Below are 23,363 nucleotides of genomic sequence, written 5' to 3' on the forward strand. Positions count from 1 at the left end.
AGCCGCCCCGGAATGACGATCACTTCGGAAACGGTTTGCTGAGAAATTTCGAGCCCTTGATGCCATAGCGCCAGGGCAGCTCGACTGCCTTGGTGATGCCGATCCGAATGCCGGCCACCACCTCCGGATCCTCCGTCCGCGCATGCAGCGCGATCGGCGGCTGGTCCAGCGGCAGGGCGTTGTGAGCGATGGTGACGCCTAGCGCTTCGGTCAGCTTGCCCGGGCCCGAGCAGAGCGCGTGCACATCCTGGAGACGGCGGCGGCGGCGCATCGCAGCGAAGCCGTGGGTTGGCTCCAGCGCGCGGATCAGCACGGCAGCCGCCGAGCCTTCCGCCTCGCAGACGAAGTTGACGCACCAGTGAATGCCGTAGGAGCGGTAAACATAGGCAAAGCCGGGCGGGCCGAACATCACATGGTTCCGCGGCGTGGGGCCATTGTAGGAGTGCGCCGCCGGCTCGGTATGATGATAGGCCTCGACCTCGACGATGATCCCGCCGACGCCATCGACCAGCAAGGTCGCACCGATCAGGTCGGGCGCGACCTCGCGGACGCTGCGCCCGAAAAAAGCACGCTTCAGCGGCTTGCCGAGCCGGGGAATAGAGGTCTTCGAGACTGGAGCCATTCGAGGTGAGAATCGCCTGAGAACAGAGCAGGATATTGCCCATATCTGCCATGATCCCTGAAGCGGTGCGAGCCGGGTTGCGGCAGGCAGCCAGACCGACTAGGTAGGACTTGAACAGACCGGACACCCCATGGTCGTTATTGTCGACACCATCTCGAACCCGCTGCGCCCGCGCCACCCCGAAAAGGTGAACCGCCCCGATTCCGCTTCGCCGCCGAAGCCGGACTGGATCCGTGTGCGTGCGCCGAACACCCGCGGCTATGCCGACACCCGTAACATCGTGCGCGCCAACGGCCTGCACACGGTGTGCGAGGAGGCGGGCTGCCCGAATATCGGCGAGTGCTGGGATAAGAAGCACGCGACCTTCATGATCATGGGTGACACCTGCACCCGCGCCTGCGCCTTCTGCAACGTCAAGACCGGCATGCCCAATGCGCTGGATGCAGCCGAGCCGCAGAACGTCGCCGAAGCCGTCGCCAAGTTGGGGCTCGCCCACGTCGTCATCACCTCGGTCGATCGCGACGATCTTGCCGATGGCGGCGCCGAGCATTTTGCCCAGACTATCCGCGCCATCCGGGCCGCGTGCCCCACGACCACGATTGAAATCCTGACGCCCGACTTCCTGCGTAAGGAGGGAGCGCTGGATGTCGTCGTGGCGGCGAAGCCCGACGTCTTCAACCACAATCTCGAGACCGTGCCGTCGCGCTATCTCACGGTGCGTCCGGGCGCGCGCTACTTCCATTCGATCCGGCTGTTGCAGCGGGTCAAGGAGCTCGATCCCACCATCTTCACCAAGTCCGGCATCATGGTGGGCCTGGGCGAAGAGCGCCACGAGGTGCAGCAGGTGATGGACGATCTGCGCTCCGCCGACGTCGACTTCCTGACCATTGGTCAGTATCTCCAGCCGACCCGCAAGCACCACGCGGTGATGCGCTACGTGCCGCCGGACGAGTTCTCGTCCTATGAAAAGGTCGCCTACACCAAAGGCTTTCTGATGGTGTCGGCAAGCCCGCTCACCCGTTCGTCGCATCATGCCGGTGAGGATTTCGCGAGACTGAAGGCTGTCCGGGCCGCGCGCGCCCGCTGAACCGCTATGCCAAGATTTTCGAGCAAGCGCCGTGTCAATCACAGCGCGTCCGAAATGTTCGATCTGGTCGCCGACGTCGAGCGCTACCCGGAATTCGTGCCGCTGTGCAGTGCGCTCAAGGTCCGCCAGCGCATGGCGAAGCCCGACGGCACCGAGGTGCTGGTCGCCGACATGACGGTGTCGTTCAAGCTGGTCAAGGAGTCCTTCACCAGCCGGGTGACGCTTGACCGCGCCAACCTGAAAATCCTCGTTGAGTACCTGCAAGGTCCGTTCAGCAATCTCGAAAACCGCTGGACCTTCGAGCCCAAAGGCCAGGAGGAGGGCCATGACGTCTGCGACGTCGGCTTTTTCCTCGCCTACGAGTTCAGGAGCCGCATGCTGGCGCTGCTGATGGGCTCGATGTTCGACGCGGCGTTCGCGCGCTTTTCCGCGGCGTTCGAGAAGCGGGCGGATGCAGTTTATGGGCGACGTAAGCTCGCACCGTCGTCGAACGCGTAAGCGAAGGTTGGCTGCAGCAGGGCGGAATCCAGCCGTTACTGGTGGGCGTGAGGCGCCTTCCATCTCCAATAGGATCAATTTGCAGGGCGGGGCGTTCTCAGCCGGTTGTCCCGGTTGGAGCTGCCATGACCATCAATTTCGAAACGCTGAAAGCATCGCTCGTGCTTTACGGGCTGGACGCAATCTACGCGATCGTGCTGCTTGCGATCGGCTGGTACCTCTCGGGGGCGATGCAGCGCTTCGTCACGCGCGTGCTCACCGTAACCCACCGCGTCGACCCGCTCGTGACGTTTTTCGTGGCGAGCGTGGCGCGGTACGGTGTGCTGGCGATTGTCGGCATCGCCGTGCTCCAGCTGTTCGGCATCCAGACCGCAAGCCTCGTCGTGTTGGGCGCAACGTCGCTCGCGATTGGCCTCGCCTTGCAAGGCACGCTGTCCAATCTCGCGGCCGGCGTGATGCTGCTGCTGTTTCGGCCGTTTCATATCGGGCATGATGTGGAGGTGGCGGGCAAGGCCGGGAAGGTCAGATCGCTGTCGCTGTTCATGACCGAGCTGATTGCGGCCGACAATACGCAGATCCTGTTGCCGAACGGGCAGGTGTGGGGTGCGGCCATCATCAATCATAGCGCCTATCCCGGCACGGGCGAGGTCAAGGTGGCGTTTCCGGTTCCGGCAGGCAGTGCCAACACGCTGGCGGATCGAATCCTGGAGGAATTGCGGAAAGACTCCCGCATCGACGATCGTGCCGAACCTGCTGTCTCCGTCACCAGGGTCCTCGATGTCGCCAATCCCGCCTCGCCGATCCTGGAATTGACGGTCAGCGCGAAGGCGAAGCCGTCGGACGCTGACGCGGTCAAGCAGTGCGTGCTCGATCATGCGAGCGCGCTGCTCGCGGCGGCGTAGGGCGCCTCAACCCCGCGGCAACCGTGGCGACCTGCGTTTTACGGCGTGCCGGCGCGGTGAACGCGTCGTGCGGGGGCGCAGGCGGCTTGCGGCAGCGGCGCGGCGTGGCTTGGCCGCGGCCTGTGGCCCGCGAGCGAGATCCAGCAACATGCGCAGCGCCTCGACGACAGAGCGCTGGCGCACGGCACTGCGGCCGATCGCGCCAAAGCGCTGCTCGCGGTGGACGATACGGCCGTCGCGCGCGGCGACGGCGAAGTGGACGAGCCCGACCGGCTTGCCGGGCGTGGCGCCGCCGGGGCCGGCAATGCCGGTAATTGCGACGGCGAGGTCGACGCCGGCACGTTCCAGCGCGCCGACCGCCATGGCGGTCGCGGTCTCCTTGCTGACGGCGCCGAAATTCGTGAGCGTGCTGGCTTCGACCCCGAGCATGGCGCGCTTGGCGTCGTTGGAATAGGTGACGAAGCCGCGGTCGATCACGTCGGAGGAGCCGGGGATATCGGTCAGCGCGCCGGCGACGAGGCCGCCGGTGCAGGATTCAGCAGTCGCGATCGTCAGCTTGCGCATGCGGCACAGGTCGAGCAGCGAGCGGGAGAGGGCGCGTGCGTCGCTGCCGCCCATCGCCTTACGCGCTCCAGGTCTTGTCGTTAAACGGCAGGCGGATGGTGGCGCTCGCGGTGGCCGCGATGCCTTCCTCGCGACCGGTGAAGCCAAGCCGCTCGCTGGTCGTCGCCTTCACGGCGACGCGGGAGATGTCGACCCCGGAGATCTCGGCGATGCGCGCGCGCATGATGTCGCGCAACGGGCCGATCTTCGGCCGCTCGCAGATCATCGTCACCTCGAGATTGGCGACGCGGCCGCCGCGTTGGGTGACGCGCTCGACGGCGTATTTCAGGAACTGGTCGGAGGAGGCGCCCTTCCACTTGACGTCGCTCGGCGGGAAATGCGAGCCGATGTCGCCGTCGGCCAATGCGCCGAGGATGGCGTCGACCAGCGCATGCAGGCCGACATCGCCGTCGGAGTGCGCCAGGAAGCCCTTGCTGTGAGGCACGCGCACGCCGCAGATCATGACGTGGTCGCCTTCGCCGAACGCGTGCACGTCGTAGCCGGTGCCGGTCCTGATGTCGCCGAGCAGGCTGGCCATGCGCGCTTCCTCGCGCACGAAATCTTCCGGAGTGGTGAGCTTCATATTGGCAACATCGCCTTCAAAAGTCGCAACCGTCAATCCCGCCCATTCGGCGATCGCGGCATCATCGGTGAAATCGCTGCGTCCGTCCTTTGCCGCGCGACGATGCGCCTCGAGGATGACGTCGAAACGAAAGGATTGCGGCGTCTGCGCGATGCGTAACCGCGCCCGGTCCGGCGTGTCCTCGACATTGCCCCCTTCGCCGGTGAGCTTGATGGTGTCGGTCACGGGGACGGCGGGGATTGCGGCGCCGGTGCGGTTGGCCGCTTCGATGGCGCGGGAAATCAGGCCCTGCGAGACGAACGGGCGCGCCGCGTCGTGGATCAGCACGATGTCGGGCTTGTGCTGGGCGAGCGCTTCGAGACCCGCGAGCACCGAGGCCTGACGGGTGACGCCACCATTGGTCGGCGGCTCGTGGCGGAGGCCTGCGACCGCTGCCATGAACATGGCGCTGTCGTCCGGGTTCACCACGGGCTGTACGGCGAAGACGTCCGGATGACGGCTGAACGCTTCCATGGCGCGGAAGATCACAGGCTGCCCGCCAATCTGGCGATATTGCTTCGGTCCGCCGGCACCCGCCCGCAGGCCGCGTCCTGCCGCGACGAGGACCACTGCGGTGCGTTGTGAATTCGCCATAGGACTCAAATACTCAGTTGCTGGTGAGGAGTCGGGGGAGTGGGCTGATTGTCGGCATGCCTCTAGCACGGCAGGCCCGCAAGAAAAGGGGGTTTCCCCGGATTGTGGGAAACAGCATTATGTTGCACTGCACTTGAAAAACTTGGAGAACTGTCTAAAGTGTAGGCATGACGCTTGACTGCACAAGAATTGTGCGCAAGATAGGTCATGGCAGACGCGATGAGGCGCTGCTCAGTCAACGAGACCCTTGTGACCGGCCCGGTAGGATCAGGCTCTAAGCCCTTGAAGATAGGCGATATTGAAATCGCTACCCCGGTCTTCCTGGCACCGATGTCGGGGGTGACTGACTCGCCCGTCCGACGGCTCGCCGCCGAGCTCGGCGCCGGTCTGGTCGTGTCCGAGATGACCGCCAGCGATGACCTCGTCAACGGCCACGCCATGTCGCGGTTGCGTTGCGAGGCCGCCGGAGTGGGCCCGCATGTGGTTCAGCTCGCCGGATGCGCGCCGCACTGGATGGCGGAAGGCGCCCGGATCGCGGAAGCTGAAGGCGCTGACATCATCGACATCAACATGGGCTGTCCTGCCCGCCACGTCACCGGCGGCCAGTCCGGCTCCGCGCTGATGCGCGACCTCGACCACGCCGTCAGCCTGATCGCGGCGACGATCGCGGCGGTGAAGGTGCCCGTGACGCTGAAGATGCGGCTCGGCTGGGACGACCGCACCCGCAATGCGCCGGAACTGGCACGCCGCGCCGAAGCCGCCGGCGTCAAGCTCGTCACAGTCCATGGCCGCACCCGCTGCCAGTTTTACAAGGGCGAGGCCGATTGGGACGCCGTCCGCGCCGTGCGCGAGGCCATTTCCATTCCGCTCGTCGTCAATGGCGACATCACATCCTATGAAAAGGCGCTCGCGGCGCTCGAAGCGTCCGGCGCCGATGCCGTGATGATCGGCCGCGGCGCACAGGGCCAGCCCTGGTTGCCGGGCCAGATTGGTCGCCGCCTGAACGGCGGGGCGGCGGAAGCCCTCCCGTCACTCCAGACGCAACTCCATTACGTGCGCACGCTCTATGAGGGCGTCTGTGCGCTCTATGGCCTGCGCATTGGCCTGCGGCATGCACGCAAGCATCTGGGCTGGGCGCTCGACGTCGCAGCCGATGTGAGCCGGGCGCCGGCCGAGACGCTGAGAGCCTGGCGCCAGAAGATTCTGACCTCCGAAGATCCACGCCTCGTCCACCACTCGCTGCAAGATGCCTTCGACGACTTCGCATGGAGCGCTGCTGCATGAGCTCAGCTGCTGAACATCGTCGGCCGCTTCCGTCCGACAGTGACGCGATTCTGGATGCCTTGCCCAATCCCGTGCTCCTGATCGGGCCGGACGGCAAGATCGTCGGCGCCAATATCGCGACCGAAGCCTTCTTCGATATTTCGACGCAGTTTTTGAAGCGGCAATCGCTGAAGGAGCTGGTGCCGTTCGGCAGCCCCTTGCTGGCGCTGATCGACCAGGTGCGCTCGTCCAACGCGCCGGTCAACGAATACAAGGTCGATCTGGGCACCCCGCGGATGGGCGGCGACCGCCAGGTCGATCTCCATGTCGCCCCGCTGACCGAGCGGCCCGGCCACATCGTGGTGATGCTTCAGGAGCGCTCCATCGCCGACAAGATGGACCGCCAGCTCACCCACCGCAGCGCCGCGCGTTCGGTGATCGCGCTCGCGGCCATGCTGGCGCATGAGATCAAGAACCCGCTCTCCGGTATTCGCGGCGCGGCGCAGCTCCTCGAGCAGCAGGCGTCCTCCGAAGACCGCATGCTGACCCGGCTGATCTGCGACGAAGCCGACCGCATCGTCACGCTGGTCGATCGCATGGAGGTGTTCGGTGACGAACGGCCCGTGGTGCGCGGACCCGTCAACATCCATTCGGTGCTCGATCACGTGAAGCGGCTGGCGCAGTCCGGCTTTGCCCGCAACATCAGATTCGTCGAGGATTACGATCCCTCGCTGCCGCCGGTGCTCGCGAACCAGGATCAGCTGATCCAGGTGTTCCTCAATCTCGTGAAGAACGCCGCCGAAGCCCTGATCGACGTTCCCGAGGGCGAGATCCACCTCACCACCGCGTTCCGTCCCGGCGTGCGCCTGTCAGTGCCCGGTCAAAAATCCCGGGTATCCCTGCCGCTCGAATTCTGCGTGAGGGACAACGGACCTGGCGTTCCGGACGATCTCCTGCCCAACCTGTTCGATCCCTTCGTGACCACCAAGCAGACCGGCAGCGGCCTCGGCCTGGCGCTGGTCGCAAAGATCATCGGGGATCACGGGGGCATCATCGAATGCGAATCTCAGCCGCGGAAAACCACCTTCCGCGTGCTGATGCCGATGTATTCCACATCGGTCAAACATGCCGATCACAGCAGTCACGACGGCTCTGCCGGGAAGTCGTCGTCTGCATCACAGGGGGCAAAATGAGGATCAACAATGCCCGCAGGTAGCATTCTCGTAGCTGATGACGATACCGCCATCCGCACGGTTCTCAACCAGGCACTTTCCCGCGCCGGGTATGAAGTCAGACTCACCGGCAATGCCGCGACGCTGTGGCGGTGGGTCAGCCAAGGGGAGGGCGATCTGGTCATCACCGACGTGGTGATGCCGGACGAAAACGCCTTCGACCTTTTGCCGCGGATCAAGAAGATGCGGCCGAATTTGCCGGTCATCGTCATGAGCGCGCAAAACACCTTCATGACGGCGATCCGCGCCTCCGAACGCGGCGCGTATGAATATCTGCCCAAGCCCTTCGACCTGAAGGAGCTGATCGCCATCGTCGGCCGCGCGCTCGCCGAGCCGAAGGAGCGCGTCTCGACGCCGGACGAGGACGCCGAGATGGAGGCGATCCCGCTGGTCGGCCGCTCGCCGGCGATGCAGGAAATCTACCGCGTGCTGGCGCGCCTGATGCAGACCGATCTCACCGTGATGATCACGGGCGAGTCCGGTACCGGCAAGGAATTGGTGGCGCGCGCGCTGCACGATTACGGCAAGCGCCGCAATGGCCCGTTCGTCGCGGTCAACATGGCGGCGATCCCGCGCGACCTGATCGAATCCGAGTTGTTCGGCCATGAGCGCGGCGCCTTCACCGGCGCCAACACCCGCGCCTCCGGCCGCTTCGAGCAGGCCGAAGGCGGCACGCTGTTCCTCGACGAGATCGGCGACATGCCGATGGAAGCGCAGACGCGACTTCTGCGCGTGTTGCAGCAGGGCGAATACACCACCGTCGGTGGCCGCACGCCGATCAAGACCGACGTGCGGATCGTTGCTGCCTCCAACAAGGATCTGCGCGTCCTGATCCAGCAGGGCCTGTTCCGCGAGGATCTGTTCTTCCGCCTCAATGTCGTGCCGCTGCGGCTGCCGCCGTTGCGCGAGCGCATCGAGGACCTGCCGGATCTCATCCGTCACTTCTTCGCGCTGGCCGAGAAGGACGGCCTGCCGCCGAAGAAGCTCGACGCGCTGGCGCTGGAGCGGCTGAAGCAGCATCGCTGGCCCGGCAACGTGCGCGAACTCGAAAACCTCGCACGGCGCCTCGCGGCGCTCTATCCGCAGGACGTGATCACGGCCTCGGTGATCGATGGTGAGCTCGCGCCGCCCTCGGTCAGCCCAGGTGCCGCGGTCCAGCAGGGCATCGACAATCTCGGCGGCGCGGTGGAGGCCTATCTGTCCTCGCACTTCCAGGGCTTTCCGAACGGCGTGCCGCCGCCCGGCCTCTATCACCGTATCCTCAAGGAGATCGAGGTGCCGCTGCTGACGGCCGCGCTTGCGGCCACCCGCGGCAACCAGATTCGCGCCGCGGACCTGCTCGGCCTCAACCGCAACACACTGCGGAAGAAGATCCGGGATCTCGATATCCAGGTCTATCGGAGCGGCGCCTAGTTTTCCGGAGCCGACGGTGGCTCAGCTCCGCTTATCAAAGCGGGGCTGAGCCTGTCCGGATCGCGCTGGCCGTTGTGGCTGACGCGGTGAGCAGAAGTCGGACTCAGGCTCAATGTTCCGCGACCATGCTCAAATTCGTCATTCGACCATTCCTGGGCGTCGCCTCTATTTGATCAGGCTGCCCGATGCCGGCAGGATGTCGGCGATCTGCGCTGTCTGCTCCTGAATCACCGGGCCGTTGACCAGGAGGTCCTCGGCCACAATCAGCAGCAACACGGCCGAAACCATCATCGCGAGAAAGAACCTGTCCATGCCGGGTCAAGCCGGAGTGACAGCAATCCGTTCCCCGCGATCTCCGCCAGCGGCGGATGCGTCCCGAAGTCGCGGCTGTGGATGCGCCGGTCCGTCGCGGGACCGGCGCCGCGGAATTGTCGCAATTCGGCAACAATGTGGTACGAATACATCAGTATCCGCCGCCGCGGCGGACCCCTTTTCAGCACCCATTGCCGGAATGACCAGCGCAGACACCTCGGCCGCATCCTTTGACACGGCCCCAACCGAAGAGCTCCGGCGCTGGTCGGTGTGGCGCTGGCTGGGTCCGTTTGCAGTTGCTCTTGCGCTGCTGTCGGCGCTTCTGACCTTCCTGGTCCTGACCGGCCTGACCAGCATCGAGCCGACCCGGGAGGTCGTCAGCTCGTTCCTGGCGATCAATGCAGGCACCATCCTGCTCCTGATCGGGATCATCGTCCGCGAGGTCCGGCAGATGATCCAGGCCCGCCGGCGTGGACGGGCAGCGGCGCGGCTGCACGTCCAGATCGTCGGTCTGTTCTCGATCGTCGCAGTGCTGCCGGCGGTGCTGGTCGCCGTCGTCGCCAATGTCACGATCGAGCGCGGCCTCGACCGGTTGTTCTCGGGACCGACCAAGGAGGTCATCCAGAATTCGCTGATCATCGCGCGCGCCTATGTGCAGGAGCACGCGCAAGTCATTCGCGGCGACATTCTCGGCATGGCTAACGACGTCTCGCGCGTTCCGCTGCTGTTCGATCAGGATCGGCAGTCCTTCCTGGAGCTGTTGACCTCGAGCGCGGCGGCACGCAACCTCCCGGGCGCGATGCTCATGGGCAAGGACGCCAATCCGATCCTGTCGGCAGAGACCGGGGGTGTCCCGCTCACCTTCGCGCCGCCTGCGCCGGAGTTTCTTCAGAACGTCAACGAGAACGAGCCCGAGATCGCGGTCCTGCCCGATCAAAATCTGGTCGCCGCCGTGATCAGGCTGAGGGGCTTTACCAATACCTTCCTTTATGTCGCTCGCCCGCTTGATCCAAGGGTCGTCGCCCAGCTCAAGCAGACCGAGCTGAGCGTCGCGGAATACGCGCAGATCGAGTCGCGCAAGTTAGGCATCCAGGTCGCGTTCGCGCTGATGTTCGCGGTGATCGCACTGACCATCCTGATGGCCTCGGTGCTGATCGGTTTGAACTTCGCCAACTCGCTGGTGGCGCCGATCCGGCGGCTGATGAACGCGGCCAACACGGTCTCGACCGGAGATCTGCACGTCCAGGTACCCGTGCACAAATCGGAAGGCGATCTCGCCCAGCTCGGTGAGACCTTCAACAAGATGACGCAGGAATTGCGTAGCCAGCGCGACGAGCTGGTCAATGCCAGCGATCTCATCGACAGCCGCCGCCGCTTCATCGAGGCCGTGTTGTCGTCGGCAAGCGCGGGCATCATCGGCGTCGATAGCTCGGGCAGTGTCGGCATCCTCAATCGTTCCGCCGAGAAGCTGATCGGGCATGCCGAATCCGAGACGCTCGGCCATCCGCTCTCCGACGTGCTGCCTGAACTCGAAGACATGATGAAGGCGGCGCGGGAAGGGACCCAGCGCCTGGTGCAGGGCCAGATCACGATCACGCGCGACGGGCAGGAACGCAACCTCTCGGTCCGCGTCAGCGCCGAGAAGACCAGCCAACCGCACGACAGCTACATCATCACGCTCGACGACATTACCGAGCTGGTCTCGGCGCAGCGCACGTCGGCCTGGGGCGATGTCGCGCGCCGCATCGCCCACGAGATCAAGAACCCGCTGACGCCGATCCAGCTCTCGGCCGAGCGCATCCGCCGCAAGTTCGGCAAGGACATCACCGAGACCAAGGACAAGCAGATCTTCGAGCAGTGCACCGACACCATCGTGCGCCAGGTCGACGACATCAGACGCATGGTCGACGAGTTCTCGCGCTTCGCGCGGATGCCGAAGCCGGTGATGGAGGGCGAGGACGTCGCCGACACCGTGCGGCAGGCGGTGTTCCTGATGAAGGTCGCCCATCCCGAGATCGATATCGAGGCCGAATTCAAGGACGATCCGCTGCGTGCCCAGTTCGACCGGCGGCTGATCTCGCAGGCGGTCACCAACATCATCAAGAACGCGACCGAAGCGATCGAGCAGGTCCCGCCGGAAGAACTCGCCAAGGGTCACGGCAAGGGCCGCATCGATGTCGTAGTGTCGCGCGAGGGCGAGGACGTCTTGATCGACGTCATCGACAACGGCATCGGCCTGCCCAAGGTGGCGCGCTCGCGCTTGCTGGAGCCGTATGTGACGACGCGCGCCAAAGGCACCGGCCTTGGGCTCGCGATCGTCGGCCGCGTGCTGGAAGACCATGGTGGACGCATCGAATTAAAGGACGCCTCCGACTTCCGGGAAGGCCAGCGCGGCGCCTGGATGCGGATGCGCTTTGCGATCTCCGGCGCTCCCGCGAAAAGCGAGGGAAGCGAGCCGGCACCGGCCGCCAAGGAGACGGCGAAGGAAGCGGAGATCGCCAGCGAATCCGTCAAGGACCCGGAAACAAAAGAGCCGGCCTCCGGAACCAAACAGCCGGCTGAAAAGACCAATGATTCAACGAAAATCGAAGCCTCAACAGGCAACTGACAAGACAGGCGCGACCTATGGCAAGTGAAATTCTGATTGTCGATGATGAGGCCGATATTCGGGATCTCGTTGCGGGCATCCTCGAGGACGAGGGGTTCGTCACCCGGACCGCACGCGACAGCGATACGGCGTTGGCCGAGATCGGCAACCGCAGGCCGCATCTGGTGTTCCTCGACATCTGGCTCCAGGGCTCCAAGCTCGATGGGCTCCAGCTGCTGGAGCAGGTCAAGAAGGACAATGCCGATCTGCCGGTGGTGATGATCTCCGGCCACGGCAACATCGAGACCGCGGTCGCGGCGATCAAGCGCGGCGCCTATGACTTCATCGAAAAGCCGTTCAAGACCGACCGGCTGATCCTGGTTGCCAACCGCGCGCTGGAGAATTCGCGGCTCAAGCGCGAGGTCAAGGAGCTGAAGCAGCTCGCGCCGAGCGCAAGCTCGCTGGTCGGCCGCTCGCCCAGCATGAACCAGCTGCGCCAGACCATCGAGCGCGCGGCAAAGGCCAACAGCCGCATCCTGATCGTCGGCCCTGCCGGCGCCGGCAAGGAGCTCGCCGCGCGCACGCTGCATATGGCCTCGGGCCGTGCCGACGGCCCCTTCGTCGTGATCAATGCGGCCGCGATCACGCCGGAGCGCATGGAGCACGAAATGTTCGGCGTCGAGCAGTCCAATGGCGAGCAGGCGCGCAAGGCGGGCGCGCTCGAGGAAGCCCATGGCGGCACGCTGTTCATCGACGAGATCTCGGACATGCCGCGCGAGACCCAGAACAAGATTCTGCGCGTGCTGGTCGAGCAGTCGTTCCAGCGCGTCGGCGGCACTGCCAAGGTGCAGGTCGACGTCCGCATCATCTCCTCCACCGCACGCAACCTCGAAGAGGAGATCGCGGCCGGCCATTTCCGCGAGGACCTCTATCATCGCCTCTCGGTGGTTCCGATCCGCGTGCCGGCGCTGTCGGAGCGCCGCGAGGACATCCCCGAGTTGATCGATTATTTCATGGAGCAGATATCGGCCGGAAGCGGCCTGCCCAAGCGGCAGATCGGACAGGATGCGATGGCGGTGCTGCAATCGCATGTCTGGCCCGGCAATGTGCGCCAGCTCCGCAACAATGTTGAGAGAGTCATGATTCTCGCGGCCGGCGGGCCGGAGGTGATCATCACCGCCGACATGCTGCCGCAGGACGTCGGCTCGATGGTGCCGGCGATGCCGACCAGCAACAACGGCGAGCACATCATGGGCCTGCCGCTGCGCGAGGCGCGCGAAGTGTTCGAGCGCGACTATCTGATTGCGCAGATCAGTCGTTTTTCAGGAAATATTTCTCGCACGGCTGAGTTTGTTGGCATGGAACGGTCGGCGCTGCATCGCAAGTTGAAGGCGCTCGGCGTCGGTTGACGTCCCCCAAGGGTCGGATTACGCAGGGCAAAATCACCTGTTTCCGTAGTTTTTCGGGGCAAGTCGGCAGGGTCTGCCGCGTGAAGCGGCTTGCCTAATAAGCCGACCTGTCCTCTAATCGTGCCGCTGTTCCCTCGGAGGGGGATCTCATGGGGAACAGCAACCGGACGACGCCTCACAATTTCAAAAAGAGGGCCGCAACCGGCGCAATAACAAGAAACTCAAAGCGAGAAAAAAACAATGGCGGCAGACCGCGCACAAAACCTGCAGGACACCTTCCTTAATCACGTTCGCAAAACCAAGACGCCACTGACGATCTTTCTGGTCAACGGAGTGAAGCTCCAGGGCATCGTGACCTGGTTCGACAATTTCTGCTTGCTGCTTCGGCGCGACGGTCACTCGCAGCTTGTCTACAAGCATGCGATCTCGACCATCATGCCGGGCGCTCCGATCCAGTTGTTCGAAGGCGGCGAGGATCAGCCGGCTTGAGAGTGATCTGATTGGAACCCCGGAATTTCGACGGGGAGGCCGACCGTCCGCGGCCGGCAGGGGCTAAGCAGACGGGGCGGGTGCTTGTCATCGGCCCTTACTTGCGTGCGCGCGCCGGCGGTGCCGACGCGCCATCGGAGAGTCACGTCGCGTCTCACCAGATCCTGCGAGACGCCCAGGCCCGGCTCGACGAAGCTGCCGGCCTCGCGCGCGCGATCGATCTCGTCGTCGCGGATGCGATCATCGCGCCGATCAGCCAGATCCGCCCAGCGACCTATATCGGTAAAGGCAAGGTCGAGGAGATCGCCGCGCTGGCCAAGAGCCTCGACATCGAGCTCGTGGTGATGGATTGCGCGCTGGCGCCGATCCAGCAGCGCAATCTCGAGAAGGAGCTGGACGCCAAGGTGCTCGACCGCACCGGGCTCATCCTGGAAATCTTCGGCCGCCGCGCCAAGACCAAGGAAGGCTCGCTCCAGGTCGAGCTCGCCCATCTCAACTACCAGCGTTCGCGCCTGGTGCGATCCTGGACCCATCTCGAACGCCAGCGTGGCGGCTTCGGATTCATGGGCGGTCCGGGCGAGACGCAGATCGAAGCGGACCGCCGCTTGATCCAGGAGCGCATCTCCAAGCTCGAGGGCGAATTGAAGAAGGTGCAGGCCACGCGGCGGCTGCATCGCGCCGGGCGCCAGCGCGTGCCGTATCGCGTGGTGGCGCTGGTCGGCTACACCAATGCCGGCAAGTCGACGCTGTTCAACCGTCTGACGCGCGCAGACGTGCAGGCCGCGGACATGCTGTTCGCAACGCTCGATCCGACCCTGCGCGCGCTCACGCTGCCCCATGGCGGCAAGGCGATGCTATCCGACACCGTCGGCTTCATCTCGAACCTGCCGACGCAGCTCGTCGCCGCCTTCCGCGCCACGCTGGAGGAGGTGCTGGAGGCCGACGTCATCCTGCATGTGCGCGACATCTCGCACGAGGATGCGGAAGCGCAGCAAAGCGACGTCGACGCGGTGCTGCGCCAGCTCGGCATCAATCCGGACGACTCCGGCCGCATCATCGAGGTCTGGAACAAGATCGACCGTTACGATTCCGAGCAGCGCGAGGAGCTTTTGAACATCGCGGCCCGCAGGCCTGAGGATCACCCGGCCATGCTGGTCTCGGCCGTGTCGGGCGAGGGGATCGACGCACTGCTCGCCGCGATCGAGCAACGTCTGGCTGCCAAGCGGACCACGCTCGACCTGTCGATCGATGCCGCCGACGGCGCGGGCATCTCTTGGTTGCACCGTAACGCTGAGGTGCTGGCGAAAGAGTTGCACGACGGTCGCTTCGACATGACCGTGCGGGTGGACGGGACCAAGCGGGATATCGTGGTGAACAGGTTTGATGCCGTGCCGCGCGTGGCGTGATTTCTCCCCAGGTCGTCCCGCGAGTGAGCCAACCGCTGCCTCAAGCCAAACTGTCGTCCCGGACAAGCGTAAGCGCAGATCCGGGACCCATAACCACAACCGGTTGGAATTGGCACGCTGGTGGCTCCAGCGCTGCTTCAATAATGTACGACCGGGGTAATGGGTCCCGGCCTTCGCCGGGACGACAGCGGAGTTAGCGGCGGCCCTGGTTGCTCCCCGCAACGGCAGGAGCATTCTGCTTCTCCCCCTTCGCCGCACACCAAAGCGCATCCATCTCCGCCAGCGACGCCTGCTCCAGCGTGCGCCCCTGGGCCTCCAACGCCCGCTCGATATAAGCAAAGCGCCGTTCGAACTTCGCGTTGGTCGCACGCAATGCGGCTTCCGGATCGGCGTCGACATGGCGCGCGAGGTTGACGAGCGCGAACATCAGGTCGCCGGTCTCTTCCGCAAGCCCCTCGCTGTCGTTGCGGTCGAGCGCGGCCTCGATCTCGTCGGCTTCCTCGCGGATTTTGGCAAGCACGGCGCGCGGGTCGTTCCAGTCGAAGCCGACGGTGGAGGCTTTGCGCTGAAGCTCCATGGCGCGCGTCAGCGCCGGCTGGCCGGCCTTGACGCCCGACAGCAGCGATTTGTGCGGCGGCATTGCCTCCGGCGGGCGGCGGGCGGCGCGCTCGGCTTTTTCCTCGGCCTTGATGCGGTCCCAGACTTCCTTGACGTGGGAGGAGGCGAGATTGCCCTCCTTATCGGCGAAGACATGGGGATGGCGCCGGATCATCTTGCGCGTGATGGCTTCGACGACATCGCCAAAGGCAAAGGCGTTCTGCTCCGACGCCATTTGGGCGTGGAACACAACCTGCAACAGCAGGTCACCCAGCTCTTCGCGCAAATCGTCGAGATCGCCGCGGTCGATCGCGTCGACCACCTCATAGGCTTCCTCGATCGTGTAGGGCGCGATCGTCGCAAAATTCTGCTCGAGGTCCCAGGGGCAGCCGGTCACCGGCGTGCGCAGCGCGGCCATGATCTCGATCAGGCGGGAAATGTCGCGGGAAGGGGTCATTGCGGGGGGCGTCTCCTGGGTCTTAAACCTTATGCCAAAAGCGGCCCGCCGTTCCCAGCGCAAGCCAGCGGAACGGACCGATTTCCACCGATCGGCGGGCCAGATTGGCGGGCTCGCCCCGCGGTGCTAAAGCGCCGGCCATGAGTGATGCATTTTCATCCCAAACCGCGCTGGTGCTGTTTTCCGGCGGCCAGGATTCCACCACCTGCCTCGCCTGGGCGCTGAGCCGTTTTGCATGCGTGGAAACGCTGGGTTTCGAGTACGGCCAGCGCCACGCCGTCGAGCTCGACTGCCGCGACCGGCTGTTCGACGGCATCAAAGGCCTGCGCGCCGATTGGGCTGCAAAGCTCGGCGAGAGCCATACGCTGTCGATCCCGACCCTGGCTGCGATCTCGGACACGGCGCTGACGCGCGACGTCGCGATCGCGATGGGCGCCGATGGGTTACCCAACACCTTCGTGCCCGGCCGCAATCTTGTGTTTTTGACCTTCGCCGCTGCGCTGGCCTACCGGCGCGGCATCACCCACATCGTCGGCGGCATGTGCGAGACCGACTATTCCGGCTATCCCGATTGCCGCGACGATACCATCCGCGCCATGCAGGCCGCGCTCTCGCTCGGGATGGCGAGACAATTCGAGCTGCATACGCCCTTGATGTGGATCGACAAGGCCGCGACCTGGAAGCTGGCGCACGACCTCCGCGGCGAGAGCCTGGTCGATCTCATCCGCGAGCAATCGCACACCTGCTATCTCGGCGAACGCGGCGCGCGGCATGATTGGGGATACGGTTGCGGCGAATGCCCGGCGTGCAGCCTGCGGGCAAAGGGGTGGCGGGAGTATGTGGCGGGGAGCTAGCGCGCCAAACTCCACCGTCATTGCCATCTCCGCTGTCATCACCCGCGAAAGCGGGTGATCCAGTATTCCAGAGACGGTGCTTGAGCCGAAAAGCCGCGGCGTACTGGATTCCCCGCCTTCGCGGGGAATGACAGTGCTGGTCGAGGTGAACAGCGCCCGCACAACGCGCAAGCAGCTAACCGAAATCCTCCGACCGCAGCTCGATCGGTTTCCCGTGCGGCGTACGATCGGCCGCGTGGTCCCAGGCGTCACGGTAGCGGTGCAGCGTCTCCGTCGACGCGACACCCTTGCGCGCGACCAGTCCTTCCAGCGTGGCGAGCCAGTGCAGGTAATAGGTCTCGCCGGTGTCGGGATCGCCGGCAGCCTGCGCGCGCTTAATCTCGTCGGCCAGCGCTGCGGCCCATTCCGACCAGGTGAACAGGCCGCGGTCATGCAACGTCAGCGCCATCGCGAACGCGTGGGCCTCCCAGGGCGCGCGGAACACCGGGCCGTCCTCGTCGCGCGGAATGCTGGGTATCGCCGCCGTCGCAGCGGCAGCAAGCGTGCCGCTCATCACGCCGGATCCAGATACGGTTCGAACGCATCGATCGAGACCTTCAAGGTCGGATCAGCGTCCGTGCCCCAGAGATCGCGGCCTTCGAACACGACCGTATAGAGCCATTGCGGATTTTCACCGAGCTCCATCGCCGCCGAATCCGGAAACACCTGACAGCCGTGGTTCAACTCGACCACGCCGGCGTGACCGCGCACATAGCGCGGCAGCCGCGTGTGTGTCGCGGGATGGATATTCCTGGCGCGCACGCGATCGCCGATCTTGAACTTGGGCGGCGCCGCAGCGGGGCGGGCGAACTTGCCGCGGACCATGGTGCGCTCGACGTCGTCGCGCTTCAGCTTGCCGGGCCGGAGCGGCTTTGCAGGCTGCACCGCATGCCCGGCGGCGACATCCTCCCGCGATATGTAACCCTTCTCGATCAGCATCTCTTCGAGCCCCAGGAACCATTTCTTGTAGTAGGAGCTCGAGAGATAAACATCCGGCGGCAGCGTCTCGCGATAGAAGCGCGAGGTGTCGATATTGAAGGCGCCGGCCGCGCCCATCGCGCGTACCATCGCGAGCACGCGGGCTTCCCAATCTGCGTGGAACACCGGCTCGTTCGGCTCGGGCTCGACCTTGCCGAACCCGTCCATGCCGCCCATGTCGTGCACGCCGTTCACGACGGCGCTCCGGGCGTCTTGGGAAAGCCGGTGCCGATCATGGAATCGCGGGTGACAAGCTCGGCGAGCTGCTCTTCATTCCAGCCTTCGGTGCCTCCGGGCCGCATCGGCAGCACCAGGAAGCGCGTTTCGGCGGTGGAATCCCACACCCTGATTTCCGTGTCCTTCGGCAGCGTGACGCCGAAATCGGCGAGCACGCCGCGCGGGTCCTTGACGGCGCGCGAGCGGTAGGGGGCGGCCTTGTACCAGACCGGCGGCAGCCCGAGCATTTCCCAGGGGTAGCAGGAGCACAGGGTGCACACGACCATATTGTGCCGCTGCGGCGTGTTCTCGACCACGACGAGATGATCGCCGACGCGGCTGACGTGGCCGAGCGTGCCGATGGCCTTGCTGCCGTCCTCCAGCAGCGCGGCCTTGAACGTCGGATCGGTCCAGGCCCTGGCAACGACGCGCGCGCCATTGTGCGGACCGATCCTGGTCTCGTAGGCCTGGATGATCGCGTCGAGCGCAGCCGGCTCGACATAGCCCTTTTCGGTCAGGATGGTCTCGAGCGCGCGCACGCGCAGCTCGGTCTCCGACAGTTCGGAATGGTCGTGATCGTGGTGATGAGGATGCTCGCTCATTGGGCGAAGATAGTCCCAGAATCCGGGCGTTGTCGAGGCGAAGACTCTGCTGGCGTCGCGCCACGGCTGTACAGCGGGACGAACCGGAATAGGCTACTCTCCTCTCCAAGCCATTGATCGCGCCATCGACTGTCCCTATACGGCAGCCGGGACAATGAGGCGCGGTGAACGAACCGGTAAGATACCATTGGAATTGAGGGGAGGGACGATGGCCGCGGGTTCAAACCCATCTGAGGCGAAAGCGTTTCGCTGGAAGCTGATCGCGCCGCTCGTGGTCTGGCTCGCGATCTATCTGTGGCCGGTGCCAACAGGGCTCAACCTTAACCAGTGGCACTATTTTGCAATCTTCGTGGCCGTCATCACCGGCCTCATTCTGGAATCAATGCCGGTCGGCGCGGTCGGCCTGATCGGGCTTACGGTTGCCGGCATCTCTGGCTATATCGATCCCGATCCCGGCAAATCGCTGCGCTGGATGCTGGCGGGTTTCGCCGAGAGCACGGTCTGGCTGATCGTCGGCGCCTTCGTGTTCTCGATCGGCTATCGCAAGAGCCAGCTCGGCCGGCGCATCGCGCTGGTGCTGGTGCGACGACTCGGCACCAACACGCTGGGGCTTGGCTATGCGGTCGCGATGTCCGACTTCCTGCTCGCGCCGGCAACCCCGTCCAACACCGCGCGCAGCGGCGGCATCGTCTATCCCATCATCAGCAACATCCCGCGTATCTACGGCTCCGAGCCCGGACCGACCGCCGGCAAGATCGGCACCTATGTGATGTGGACCGCCTTTGCAGCGACGGCGATCACGAGCTCGCTGTTCTTCACTGCGCTGGCGCCCAATGCGGCCGCGCTTGCGATCGCCAAGAAGACGGTCGGGGTCGACGTCAGCTGGGGCCAATGGTTCGTCGGTTTCGCGCCGCTCGGAATCCTGCTGATGCTGCTGGTGCCGCTACTCAGCTACGCGATCTGCCGGCCGGAGGTGAAGCGCAGCCCCGAGATATCCGAATGGGCGGCGAGAGAACTTGGCGACATGGGTCCGATGTCGCGCAACGAGTGGATCATGCTCGGCCTGATCATCCTCGCGATGTTCCTGTGGATCGCGGGCTCAAGCCCCAACATTCGCGTGCCCTTGCTCGGTTCGAACTTCGTCAATGCCACCACCGTCGTGTTCATCGTGATCTCGCTGATGCTGGTCACGGGCGTGATCGAGTTCGCCGATATCGTCAGCGAGAAGAGCGCCTGGGAGGTGTTTTTCTACTTCACCTCGCTCTTGACGCTGGCCTCGGGTCTCAACGAGATCGGCTTCGTCAAATGGTTCGCCAATGAATTCGCCAAGCCGCTCGCAGGGCTCTCGCCATCGACCGCGATGATCATGCTGGTGGCGCTGTTCTTCTGGATCCACTATTTCTTCTCGAGCATCACCTCGCATGCGGCCGCCGTGCTGCCGGTGGTGCTGGCGGTCGGCTCGGGCATCCCCGATCTGCCGGTCACGACGCTTGCGATGCTCTGCATGTATTCGCTCGGCCTGATGGGCGTGATCTCGCCTTACGCGACCGGTCCCGCGCCGATGTATTTCGGCAGCGGCTTTATCGGAAAGGGGCAATTCTGGGGCTTTGGGCTGATCTTCGGGTTGCTTTATTTTGGCGGGTTGCTCCTGATCGTGATGCCGTGGCTGCAGATGGCCCGGTGAGGGGGGCCGCAGGTGATGCCGCCGGCAGATGAATTTTCTTCGCCGGGGAGGGACCGGGAAAATTTCGTCCAAGTCCCGCAAATATCTGAAATTGCAACAAAGACCGGATCGCGCGATGGTGTGCTGCAGTGCAGCGCCGCCTTTGGAAGCCCCGCCGCTGTTCCAACCTTCCGTCGCGTCATGCCACTTGGGTCTCGCGCGCCGCTCGGGCGGACGAGCTCATCATCCCGCATGAAAGCCGCTTCAATGAACGTGCAGCCATCGCTGCTGGTCGGAGATCCCGTCGAAACCCGAGACGCGCCCGCCGCGGTTGACGGCGATGCGATGGTTCGTTTCGCCGGCATCTCGAAAACCTATCCGGCCTATCGCGGCAAGCCCGGCGTCAACGCGCTCGAGGGGATCGACTTCGCGATTGCCCGCGGCTCGACCACCGGCGTGATTGGTCGCTCCGGTGCGGGCAAGTCGAGCCTCGTTCGGCTGATCAACGGGCTGGAGAAGCCGACCACAGGCCGCGTGATCGTCGATGGCCGCGACATCTCAGCGCTCGCCGGTCGCGAATTGCGGCTGGCGCAGCGCTCGATCGGCATGATCTTCCAGCACTTCAACCTGCTGTCGTCGCGCACGGCGGCCGACAACATCGCGCTGCCGCTCGAAATCGCCGGCTGGGCCAAGGCCGACATCCGCGCGCGCGTCGCCGAGCTGCTCGCGCTGGTCGACATCGCCGACAAGCACGACCGCTATCCTTCCGAGCTCTCGGGCGGCCAGAAGCAGCGCGTCGGCATCGCGCGTGCGCTGGCGACACGGCCGAGCGTGCTGCTGTCGGACGAGGCGACCTCCGCGCTCGATCCGCAGACCACCCGCGCGATCCTCGATCTGCTTGCCAACATCAATCACGAGCTCGGCGTAACCATCGTGCTGATCACCCATGAAATGTCGGTGGTGCGCCAGCTCGCCAGGGACGTGGTCGTGCTCGACGCCGGCCAGGTGGTCGAGAGCGGCCACGTCGCCGACATCTTCACCCATCCAAACCACCCGATTACGCAGTCCTTCCTGGCCGAGGTGATCGGCGACAGCCTGCCGGTGTCGCTGGCGAGTCGGATTTCACAGGAGCCAGTTGCGGGCAGCCAGACCGTGATCCGTGTCCAGGTGCGCGGGGCAGGGACCGGCGATACGCTGATCGCGCGGCTCGCGCGTGAGCTCGGACTTGACGTGTCGCTGCTGTCGGCCCGCATCGACGAGATCGGCGGCCAGCATGTGGGCTCGCTGGTGCTCGGCATTCCCGTTGGCAATTCTCGCGGCGAGGACGCGGCAGGCCGGACATTGGCCTGGCTTTCTCAACATCAATTCTCGGCGGAGCGTCTCGGCTATGTCGCCTGAACTCATCAACTTGATCATCCAGGCTACCGGCGAGAGCCTCTACATGGTCGGGGTGGCGGCGCTGATCGGCACGGCCTTCGGCCTGCCGCTCGGCGTGTTCCTCGCGACCAGCCGGAAGGGAGAGCTGTTCGCGGCCCCCGCCGTCAATCGCCTGCTCGGCATCGTCGTCAATGCGACACGCTCCACGCCCTTCATCATCCTGGTCGTCGCCATCATCCCGTTCACGCGGCTGATTGCGGGCACCTCGATCGGATCGACCGCGGCCATCGTGCCGCTGACGATTGCCTCAGTGCCGTTCATCGCGCGCCTGGTCGAAGCCGCGATCCGCGAGGTCGATGGCGGGCTGATCGAGACAGCATCTTCGTTCGGGGCGTCGCCGCTCCAGATCGTGTTCAAGGTGCTGATCCCCGAGGCCTTGCCGGGTCTGCTGCTGGCGCTGACGCTCGCAGTGGTCAGCCTGCTCGGCTACTCCGCCATGGTCGGCGCGGTCGGCGGCGGCGGGCTTGGCGATCTCGGCATCCGCTACGGCTACCAGCGCTTCATGCCGGAGATGATGCTGGCCGTCGTCGTCGTGCTGATCGCGCTGGTTCAGCTGGTGCAGAGCGCCGGCGACTACCTCGCACGCCGGCTCAACCGCCGGCTGCGGCATCGCTGACGTCAAAAAAGGAACAAGCTGTTGTCTTGATCGTATGCTTGCATGTCGCGCGGCAGAGGCGAGGGCGCCTCCGCAGCGACACTGCAATGGAGAGCTTGCATGCGCATCGAGCCGGTGTTCCTGTTTGACCTCGACGGCACGCTGGTCGACAGCGTCTATCAGCATGTGCTCGCCTGGAAGCATGCGCTTGACGCCGAGGGAATCGAGCTTTCGGTCTGGCGCATCCATCGCAAGATCGGCATGAGCGGCGGTCTGTTCACCAACCAGCTGCTGCGCGAGATCGGCGTCGAGATCAGCGAGGAGCGGATCGACAGGCTGCGGCGGGCGCACGCGGCCTCCTACCAGCAGCAAGCGCGCCAGATCAGGCCGCTGCCGGGCGCGCGTGAATTGCTGCAATGGCTGACGGAGGCCGGGATTCCCTGGGCGATCGCAACCAGCGGCCGGATGGAAACCGCGGCGGTGAACCTCGCCTCGCTCGGCGTCGATCCGCAGCGCACGCCTGTGGTGACGCGCGACCAGTCAAATACGCAAAGCCCGACCCGGACCTGTTTCTCGCAGCCGCCGCGCGGCTGAACGCACCGATTGAGACCGCGGTCGTGGTCGGTGACAGCGTCTGGGACATGATGGCGGCGGTGCGCTGTCGCGCGCTCGGCGTGGGCCTCCTGAGCGGCGGCTACGGGCCGGACGAGCTGCGCCAATCCGGCGCTTTCCGCGTCTATGACGATCCCGCCGATATGCTGCGCCGGATCGACGAGGTCGGCGGCCGGCGTTAGCCTCTCACTCCGATCACGAGGCGAGGCGCCGCCGGCTTCGCGGATGAACCTTCCGACCAAGCACAGCCACAAAGAGGGGAGATGGTCCTCGC

22 protein-coding genes and 1 pseudogene are annotated in these 23,363 nt (G+C 64.9%); 15 read left to right on the plus strand and 8 right to left on the minus strand.

The features are described 5' to 3' along the window. Nucleotides 1-19: 19 nt before the first annotated feature. Entirely contained in the window at nucleotides 20-622 is a 603-nt protein-coding gene (locus AC0L2O_RS10620; RefSeq protein ID WP_473369678.1) for a DNA-3-methyladenine glycosylase, read from the minus strand. A gap of 130 nt (nucleotides 623-752) precedes the next feature. On the opposite strand from AC0L2O_RS10620, the gene lipA reads away from it, so the two are divergent. The 3 genes from lipA (at nucleotide 753) to AC0L2O_RS10635 (ending at nucleotide 3,109) form a co-directional block, all read left to right on the plus strand. After that, the gene (gene lipA / locus AC0L2O_RS10625) at nucleotides 753-1,709 is read left to right on the plus strand and encodes a lipoyl synthase (protein WP_369723539.1); all 957 of its coding nucleotides are present in this window, start codon (nucleotides 753-755) and stop codon (nucleotides 1,707-1,709) included. Between the two features lie 6 nt (nucleotides 1,710-1,715). Continuing rightward, on the plus strand, nucleotides 1,716-2,207 hold the full coding sequence (locus AC0L2O_RS10630) for a type II toxin-antitoxin system RatA family toxin (protein ID WP_409188682.1): 492 nt from the start codon (nucleotides 1,716-1,718) through the stop codon (nucleotides 2,205-2,207). A gap of 125 nt (nucleotides 2,208-2,332) precedes the next feature. Further along, nucleotides 2,333-3,109: a mechanosensitive ion channel family protein gene (locus AC0L2O_RS10635; RefSeq protein ID WP_473369679.1), complete on the plus strand. Its 777-nt coding sequence runs from the start codon at nucleotides 2,333-2,335 to the stop codon at nucleotides 3,107-3,109. A gap of 6 nt (nucleotides 3,110-3,115) precedes the next feature. Here AC0L2O_RS10635 and AC0L2O_RS10640 read toward each other — a convergent pair whose 3' ends face one another. Continuing rightward, nucleotides 3,116-3,727 carry a CinA family protein gene (locus AC0L2O_RS10640; RefSeq protein ID WP_369723542.1) on the minus strand — a complete coding sequence of 204 codons (612 nt, stop codon included), beginning with the start codon at nucleotides 3,725-3,727 and terminating at the stop codon, nucleotides 3,116-3,118. Between the two features lie 4 nt (nucleotides 3,728-3,731). Then, nucleotides 3,732-4,928, minus strand: coding sequence for a bifunctional 2-C-methyl-D-erythritol 4-phosphate cytidylyltransferase/2-C-methyl-D-erythritol 2,4-cyclodiphosphate synthase (locus tag AC0L2O_RS10645; RefSeq protein WP_473369680.1), 1,197 nt, complete (start codon nucleotides 4,926-4,928; stop codon nucleotides 3,732-3,734). A gap of 282 nt (nucleotides 4,929-5,210) precedes the next feature. Here AC0L2O_RS10645 and dusB point away from each other — a divergent pair, with 282 nt between their 5' ends. Genes dusB through ntrC form a run of 3 tightly spaced genes read left to right on the plus strand, consistent with a single transcriptional unit; the run spans nucleotide 5,211 to nucleotide 8,836 of the window. Next, a complete protein-coding gene (dusB, locus tag AC0L2O_RS10650) occupies nucleotides 5,211-6,212 on the plus strand; it encodes a tRNA dihydrouridine synthase DusB (RefSeq protein WP_473369720.1) in 1,002 nt (333 codons plus the stop codon). After that, nucleotides 6,209-7,384 (plus strand): two-component system sensor histidine kinase NtrB, encoded by a 1,176-nt coding sequence (locus AC0L2O_RS10655; protein ID WP_473369681.1) that lies wholly within the window; start codon nucleotides 6,209-6,211, stop codon nucleotides 7,382-7,384. Before dusB ends, AC0L2O_RS10655 begins: the two co-directional genes overlap by 4 nt. A gap of 9 nt (nucleotides 7,385-7,393) precedes the next feature. Then, on the plus strand, nucleotides 7,394-8,836 hold the full coding sequence (gene ntrC, locus AC0L2O_RS10660) for a nitrogen regulation protein NR(I) (protein WP_473369682.1): 1,443 nt from the start codon (nucleotides 7,394-7,396) through the stop codon (nucleotides 8,834-8,836). A 165-nt stretch (nucleotides 8,837-9,001) separates the two neighbouring features. Here ntrC and AC0L2O_RS10665 read toward each other — a convergent pair whose 3' ends face one another. After that, nucleotides 9,002-9,148 (minus strand): hypothetical protein, encoded by a 147-nt coding sequence (locus AC0L2O_RS10665; protein WP_369723545.1) that lies wholly within the window; start codon nucleotides 9,146-9,148, stop codon nucleotides 9,002-9,004. Between the two features lie 199 nt (nucleotides 9,149-9,347). On the opposite strand from AC0L2O_RS10665, the gene AC0L2O_RS10670 reads away from it, so the two are divergent. The 4 genes from AC0L2O_RS10670 to hflX all read left to right on the plus strand — a co-directional run bounded on the left by AC0L2O_RS10670 (nucleotide 9,348) and on the right by hflX (nucleotide 15,039). Continuing rightward, the gene (locus AC0L2O_RS10670) at nucleotides 9,348-11,756 is read left to right on the plus strand and encodes a sensor histidine kinase NtrY-like (protein ID WP_473369683.1); all 2,409 of its coding nucleotides are present in this window, start codon (nucleotides 9,348-9,350) and stop codon (nucleotides 11,754-11,756) included. A 17-nt stretch (nucleotides 11,757-11,773) separates the two neighbouring features. Next, nucleotides 11,774-13,144, plus strand: coding sequence for a nitrogen assimilation response regulator NtrX (gene ntrX / locus AC0L2O_RS10675; protein ID WP_369723546.1), 1,371 nt, complete (start codon nucleotides 11,774-11,776; stop codon nucleotides 13,142-13,144). Nucleotides 13,145-13,384: 240 nt separating this feature from the next. Then, nucleotides 13,385-13,633 carry an RNA chaperone Hfq gene (gene hfq / locus AC0L2O_RS10680; RefSeq protein ID WP_007591126.1) on the plus strand — a complete coding sequence of 83 codons (249 nt, stop codon included), beginning with the start codon at nucleotides 13,385-13,387 and terminating at the stop codon, nucleotides 13,631-13,633. An 11-nt stretch (nucleotides 13,634-13,644) separates the two neighbouring features. After that, a complete protein-coding gene (gene hflX, locus AC0L2O_RS10685) occupies nucleotides 13,645-15,039 on the plus strand; it encodes a GTPase HflX (protein WP_473369684.1) in 1,395 nt (464 codons plus the stop codon). A gap of 193 nt (nucleotides 15,040-15,232) precedes the next feature. Here hflX and mazG read toward each other — a convergent pair whose 3' ends face one another. Then, the gene (mazG, locus tag AC0L2O_RS10690; RefSeq protein ID WP_473369685.1) at nucleotides 15,233-16,093 is read right to left on the minus strand and encodes a nucleoside triphosphate pyrophosphohydrolase; all 861 of its coding nucleotides are present in this window, start codon (nucleotides 16,091-16,093) and stop codon (nucleotides 15,233-15,235) included. A gap of 140 nt (nucleotides 16,094-16,233) precedes the next feature. On the opposite strand from mazG, the gene queC reads away from it, so the two are divergent. Further along, the gene (queC, locus tag AC0L2O_RS10695; RefSeq protein WP_473369686.1) at nucleotides 16,234-16,947 is read left to right on the plus strand and encodes a 7-cyano-7-deazaguanine synthase QueC; all 714 of its coding nucleotides are present in this window, start codon (nucleotides 16,234-16,236) and stop codon (nucleotides 16,945-16,947) included. 175 nt (nucleotides 16,948-17,122) lie between these two features. On the opposite strand, the gene AC0L2O_RS10700 is transcribed toward queC, so the two are convergent. Genes AC0L2O_RS10700 through nthA form a run of 3 tightly spaced genes read right to left on the minus strand, consistent with a single transcriptional unit; the run spans nucleotide 17,123 to nucleotide 18,782 of the window. Next, nucleotides 17,123-17,500, minus strand: a complete 378-nt coding sequence (locus AC0L2O_RS10700; RefSeq protein ID WP_473369687.1) for a nitrile hydratase accessory protein — start codon at nucleotides 17,498-17,500, stop codon at nucleotides 17,123-17,125. Next, nucleotides 17,500-18,159: a nitrile hydratase subunit beta gene (nthB, locus tag AC0L2O_RS10705; RefSeq protein WP_473369688.1), complete on the minus strand. Its 660-nt coding sequence runs from the start codon at nucleotides 18,157-18,159 to the stop codon at nucleotides 17,500-17,502. The genes AC0L2O_RS10700 and nthB overlap by 1 nt, the downstream gene beginning before the upstream one ends. Beyond that, nucleotides 18,156-18,782: a nitrile hydratase subunit alpha gene (nthA, locus tag AC0L2O_RS10710; RefSeq protein ID WP_369723551.1), complete on the minus strand. Its 627-nt coding sequence runs from the start codon at nucleotides 18,780-18,782 to the stop codon at nucleotides 18,156-18,158. The genes nthB and nthA overlap by 4 nt, the downstream gene beginning before the upstream one ends. Nucleotides 18,783-18,990: 208 nt before the next feature. Between nthA and AC0L2O_RS10715 the strand changes: the two genes are divergently transcribed. The 4 genes and pseudogenes from AC0L2O_RS10715 to AC0L2O_RS10730 all read left to right on the plus strand — a co-directional run bounded on the left by AC0L2O_RS10715 (nucleotide 18,991) and on the right by AC0L2O_RS10730 (nucleotide 23,271). Next, the gene (locus AC0L2O_RS10715; protein WP_473369689.1) at nucleotides 18,991-20,466 is read left to right on the plus strand and encodes a DASS family sodium-coupled anion symporter; all 1,476 of its coding nucleotides are present in this window, start codon (nucleotides 18,991-18,993) and stop codon (nucleotides 20,464-20,466) included. Nucleotides 20,467-20,697: 231 nt separating this feature from the next. Beyond that, nucleotides 20,698-21,843: a methionine ABC transporter ATP-binding protein gene (locus AC0L2O_RS10720; RefSeq protein ID WP_473369690.1), complete on the plus strand. Its 1,146-nt coding sequence runs from the start codon at nucleotides 20,698-20,700 to the stop codon at nucleotides 21,841-21,843. Then, nucleotides 21,833-22,498, plus strand: a complete 666-nt coding sequence (locus AC0L2O_RS10725) for a methionine ABC transporter permease (protein ID WP_473369691.1) — start codon at nucleotides 21,833-21,835, stop codon at nucleotides 22,496-22,498. The genes AC0L2O_RS10720 and AC0L2O_RS10725 overlap by 11 nt, the downstream gene beginning before the upstream one ends. Nucleotides 22,499-22,597: 99 nt before the next feature. Beyond that, nucleotides 22,598-23,271, plus strand: a pseudogene (locus AC0L2O_RS10730) (HAD family hydrolase). Nucleotides 23,272-23,363 lie beyond the last annotated feature (92 nt).

Source organism: Bradyrhizobium sp. Kon10, assembly GCF_055807395.1.

Excerpts from the sequence above, each read along its gene's own strand:
- AC0L2O_RS10620 (WP_473369678.1), bottom strand. The coding sequence starts at position 622 with ATGGCTCCAGTCTCGAAGACCTCTATTCCCCGGCTCGGCAAGCCGCTG.
- lipA (WP_369723539.1), top strand. The coding sequence starts at position 753 with ATGGTCGTTATTGTCGACACCATCTCGAACCCGCTGCGCCCGCGCCAC.
- AC0L2O_RS10630 (WP_409188682.1), top strand. The coding sequence starts at position 1,716 with ATGCCAAGATTTTCGAGCAAGCGCCGTGTCAATCACAGCGCGTCCGAA.
- AC0L2O_RS10635 (WP_473369679.1), top strand. The coding sequence starts at position 2,333 with ATGACCATCAATTTCGAAACGCTGAAAGCATCGCTCGTGCTTTACGGG.
- AC0L2O_RS10640 (WP_369723542.1), bottom strand. The coding sequence starts at position 3,727 with ATGGGCGGCAGCGACGCACGCGCCCTCTCCCGCTCGCTGCTCGACCTG.
- AC0L2O_RS10645 (WP_473369680.1), bottom strand. The coding sequence starts at position 4,928 with ATGGCGAATTCACAACGCACCGCAGTGGTCCTCGTCGCGGCAGGACGC.
- AC0L2O_RS10655 (WP_473369681.1), top strand. The coding sequence starts at position 6,209 with ATGAGCTCAGCTGCTGAACATCGTCGGCCGCTTCCGTCCGACAGTGAC.
- ntrC (WP_473369682.1), top strand. The coding sequence starts at position 7,394 with ATGCCCGCAGGTAGCATTCTCGTAGCTGATGACGATACCGCCATCCGC.
- AC0L2O_RS10665 (WP_369723545.1), bottom strand. The coding sequence starts at position 9,148 with ATGGACAGGTTCTTTCTCGCGATGATGGTTTCGGCCGTGTTGCTGCTG.
- AC0L2O_RS10670 (WP_473369683.1), top strand. The coding sequence starts at position 9,348 with ATGACCAGCGCAGACACCTCGGCCGCATCCTTTGACACGGCCCCAACC.
- ntrX (WP_369723546.1), top strand. The coding sequence starts at position 11,774 with ATGGCAAGTGAAATTCTGATTGTCGATGATGAGGCCGATATTCGGGAT.
- hfq (WP_007591126.1), top strand. The coding sequence starts at position 13,385 with ATGGCGGCAGACCGCGCACAAAACCTGCAGGACACCTTCCTTAATCAC.
- mazG (WP_473369685.1), bottom strand. The coding sequence starts at position 16,093 with ATGACCCCTTCCCGCGACATTTCCCGCCTGATCGAGATCATGGCCGCG.
- queC (WP_473369686.1), top strand. The coding sequence starts at position 16,234 with ATGAGTGATGCATTTTCATCCCAAACCGCGCTGGTGCTGTTTTCCGGC.
- AC0L2O_RS10700 (WP_473369687.1), bottom strand. The coding sequence starts at position 17,500 with ATGAGCGGCACGCTTGCTGCCGCTGCGACGGCGGCGATACCCAGCATT.
- nthA (WP_369723551.1), bottom strand. The coding sequence starts at position 18,782 with ATGAGCGAGCATCCTCATCACCACGATCACGACCATTCCGAACTGTCG.
- AC0L2O_RS10715 (WP_473369689.1), top strand. The coding sequence starts at position 18,991 with ATGGCCGCGGGTTCAAACCCATCTGAGGCGAAAGCGTTTCGCTGGAAG.
- AC0L2O_RS10720 (WP_473369690.1), top strand. The coding sequence starts at position 20,698 with ATGAAAGCCGCTTCAATGAACGTGCAGCCATCGCTGCTGGTCGGAGAT.
- AC0L2O_RS10725 (WP_473369691.1), top strand. The coding sequence starts at position 21,833 with ATGTCGCCTGAACTCATCAACTTGATCATCCAGGCTACCGGCGAGAGC.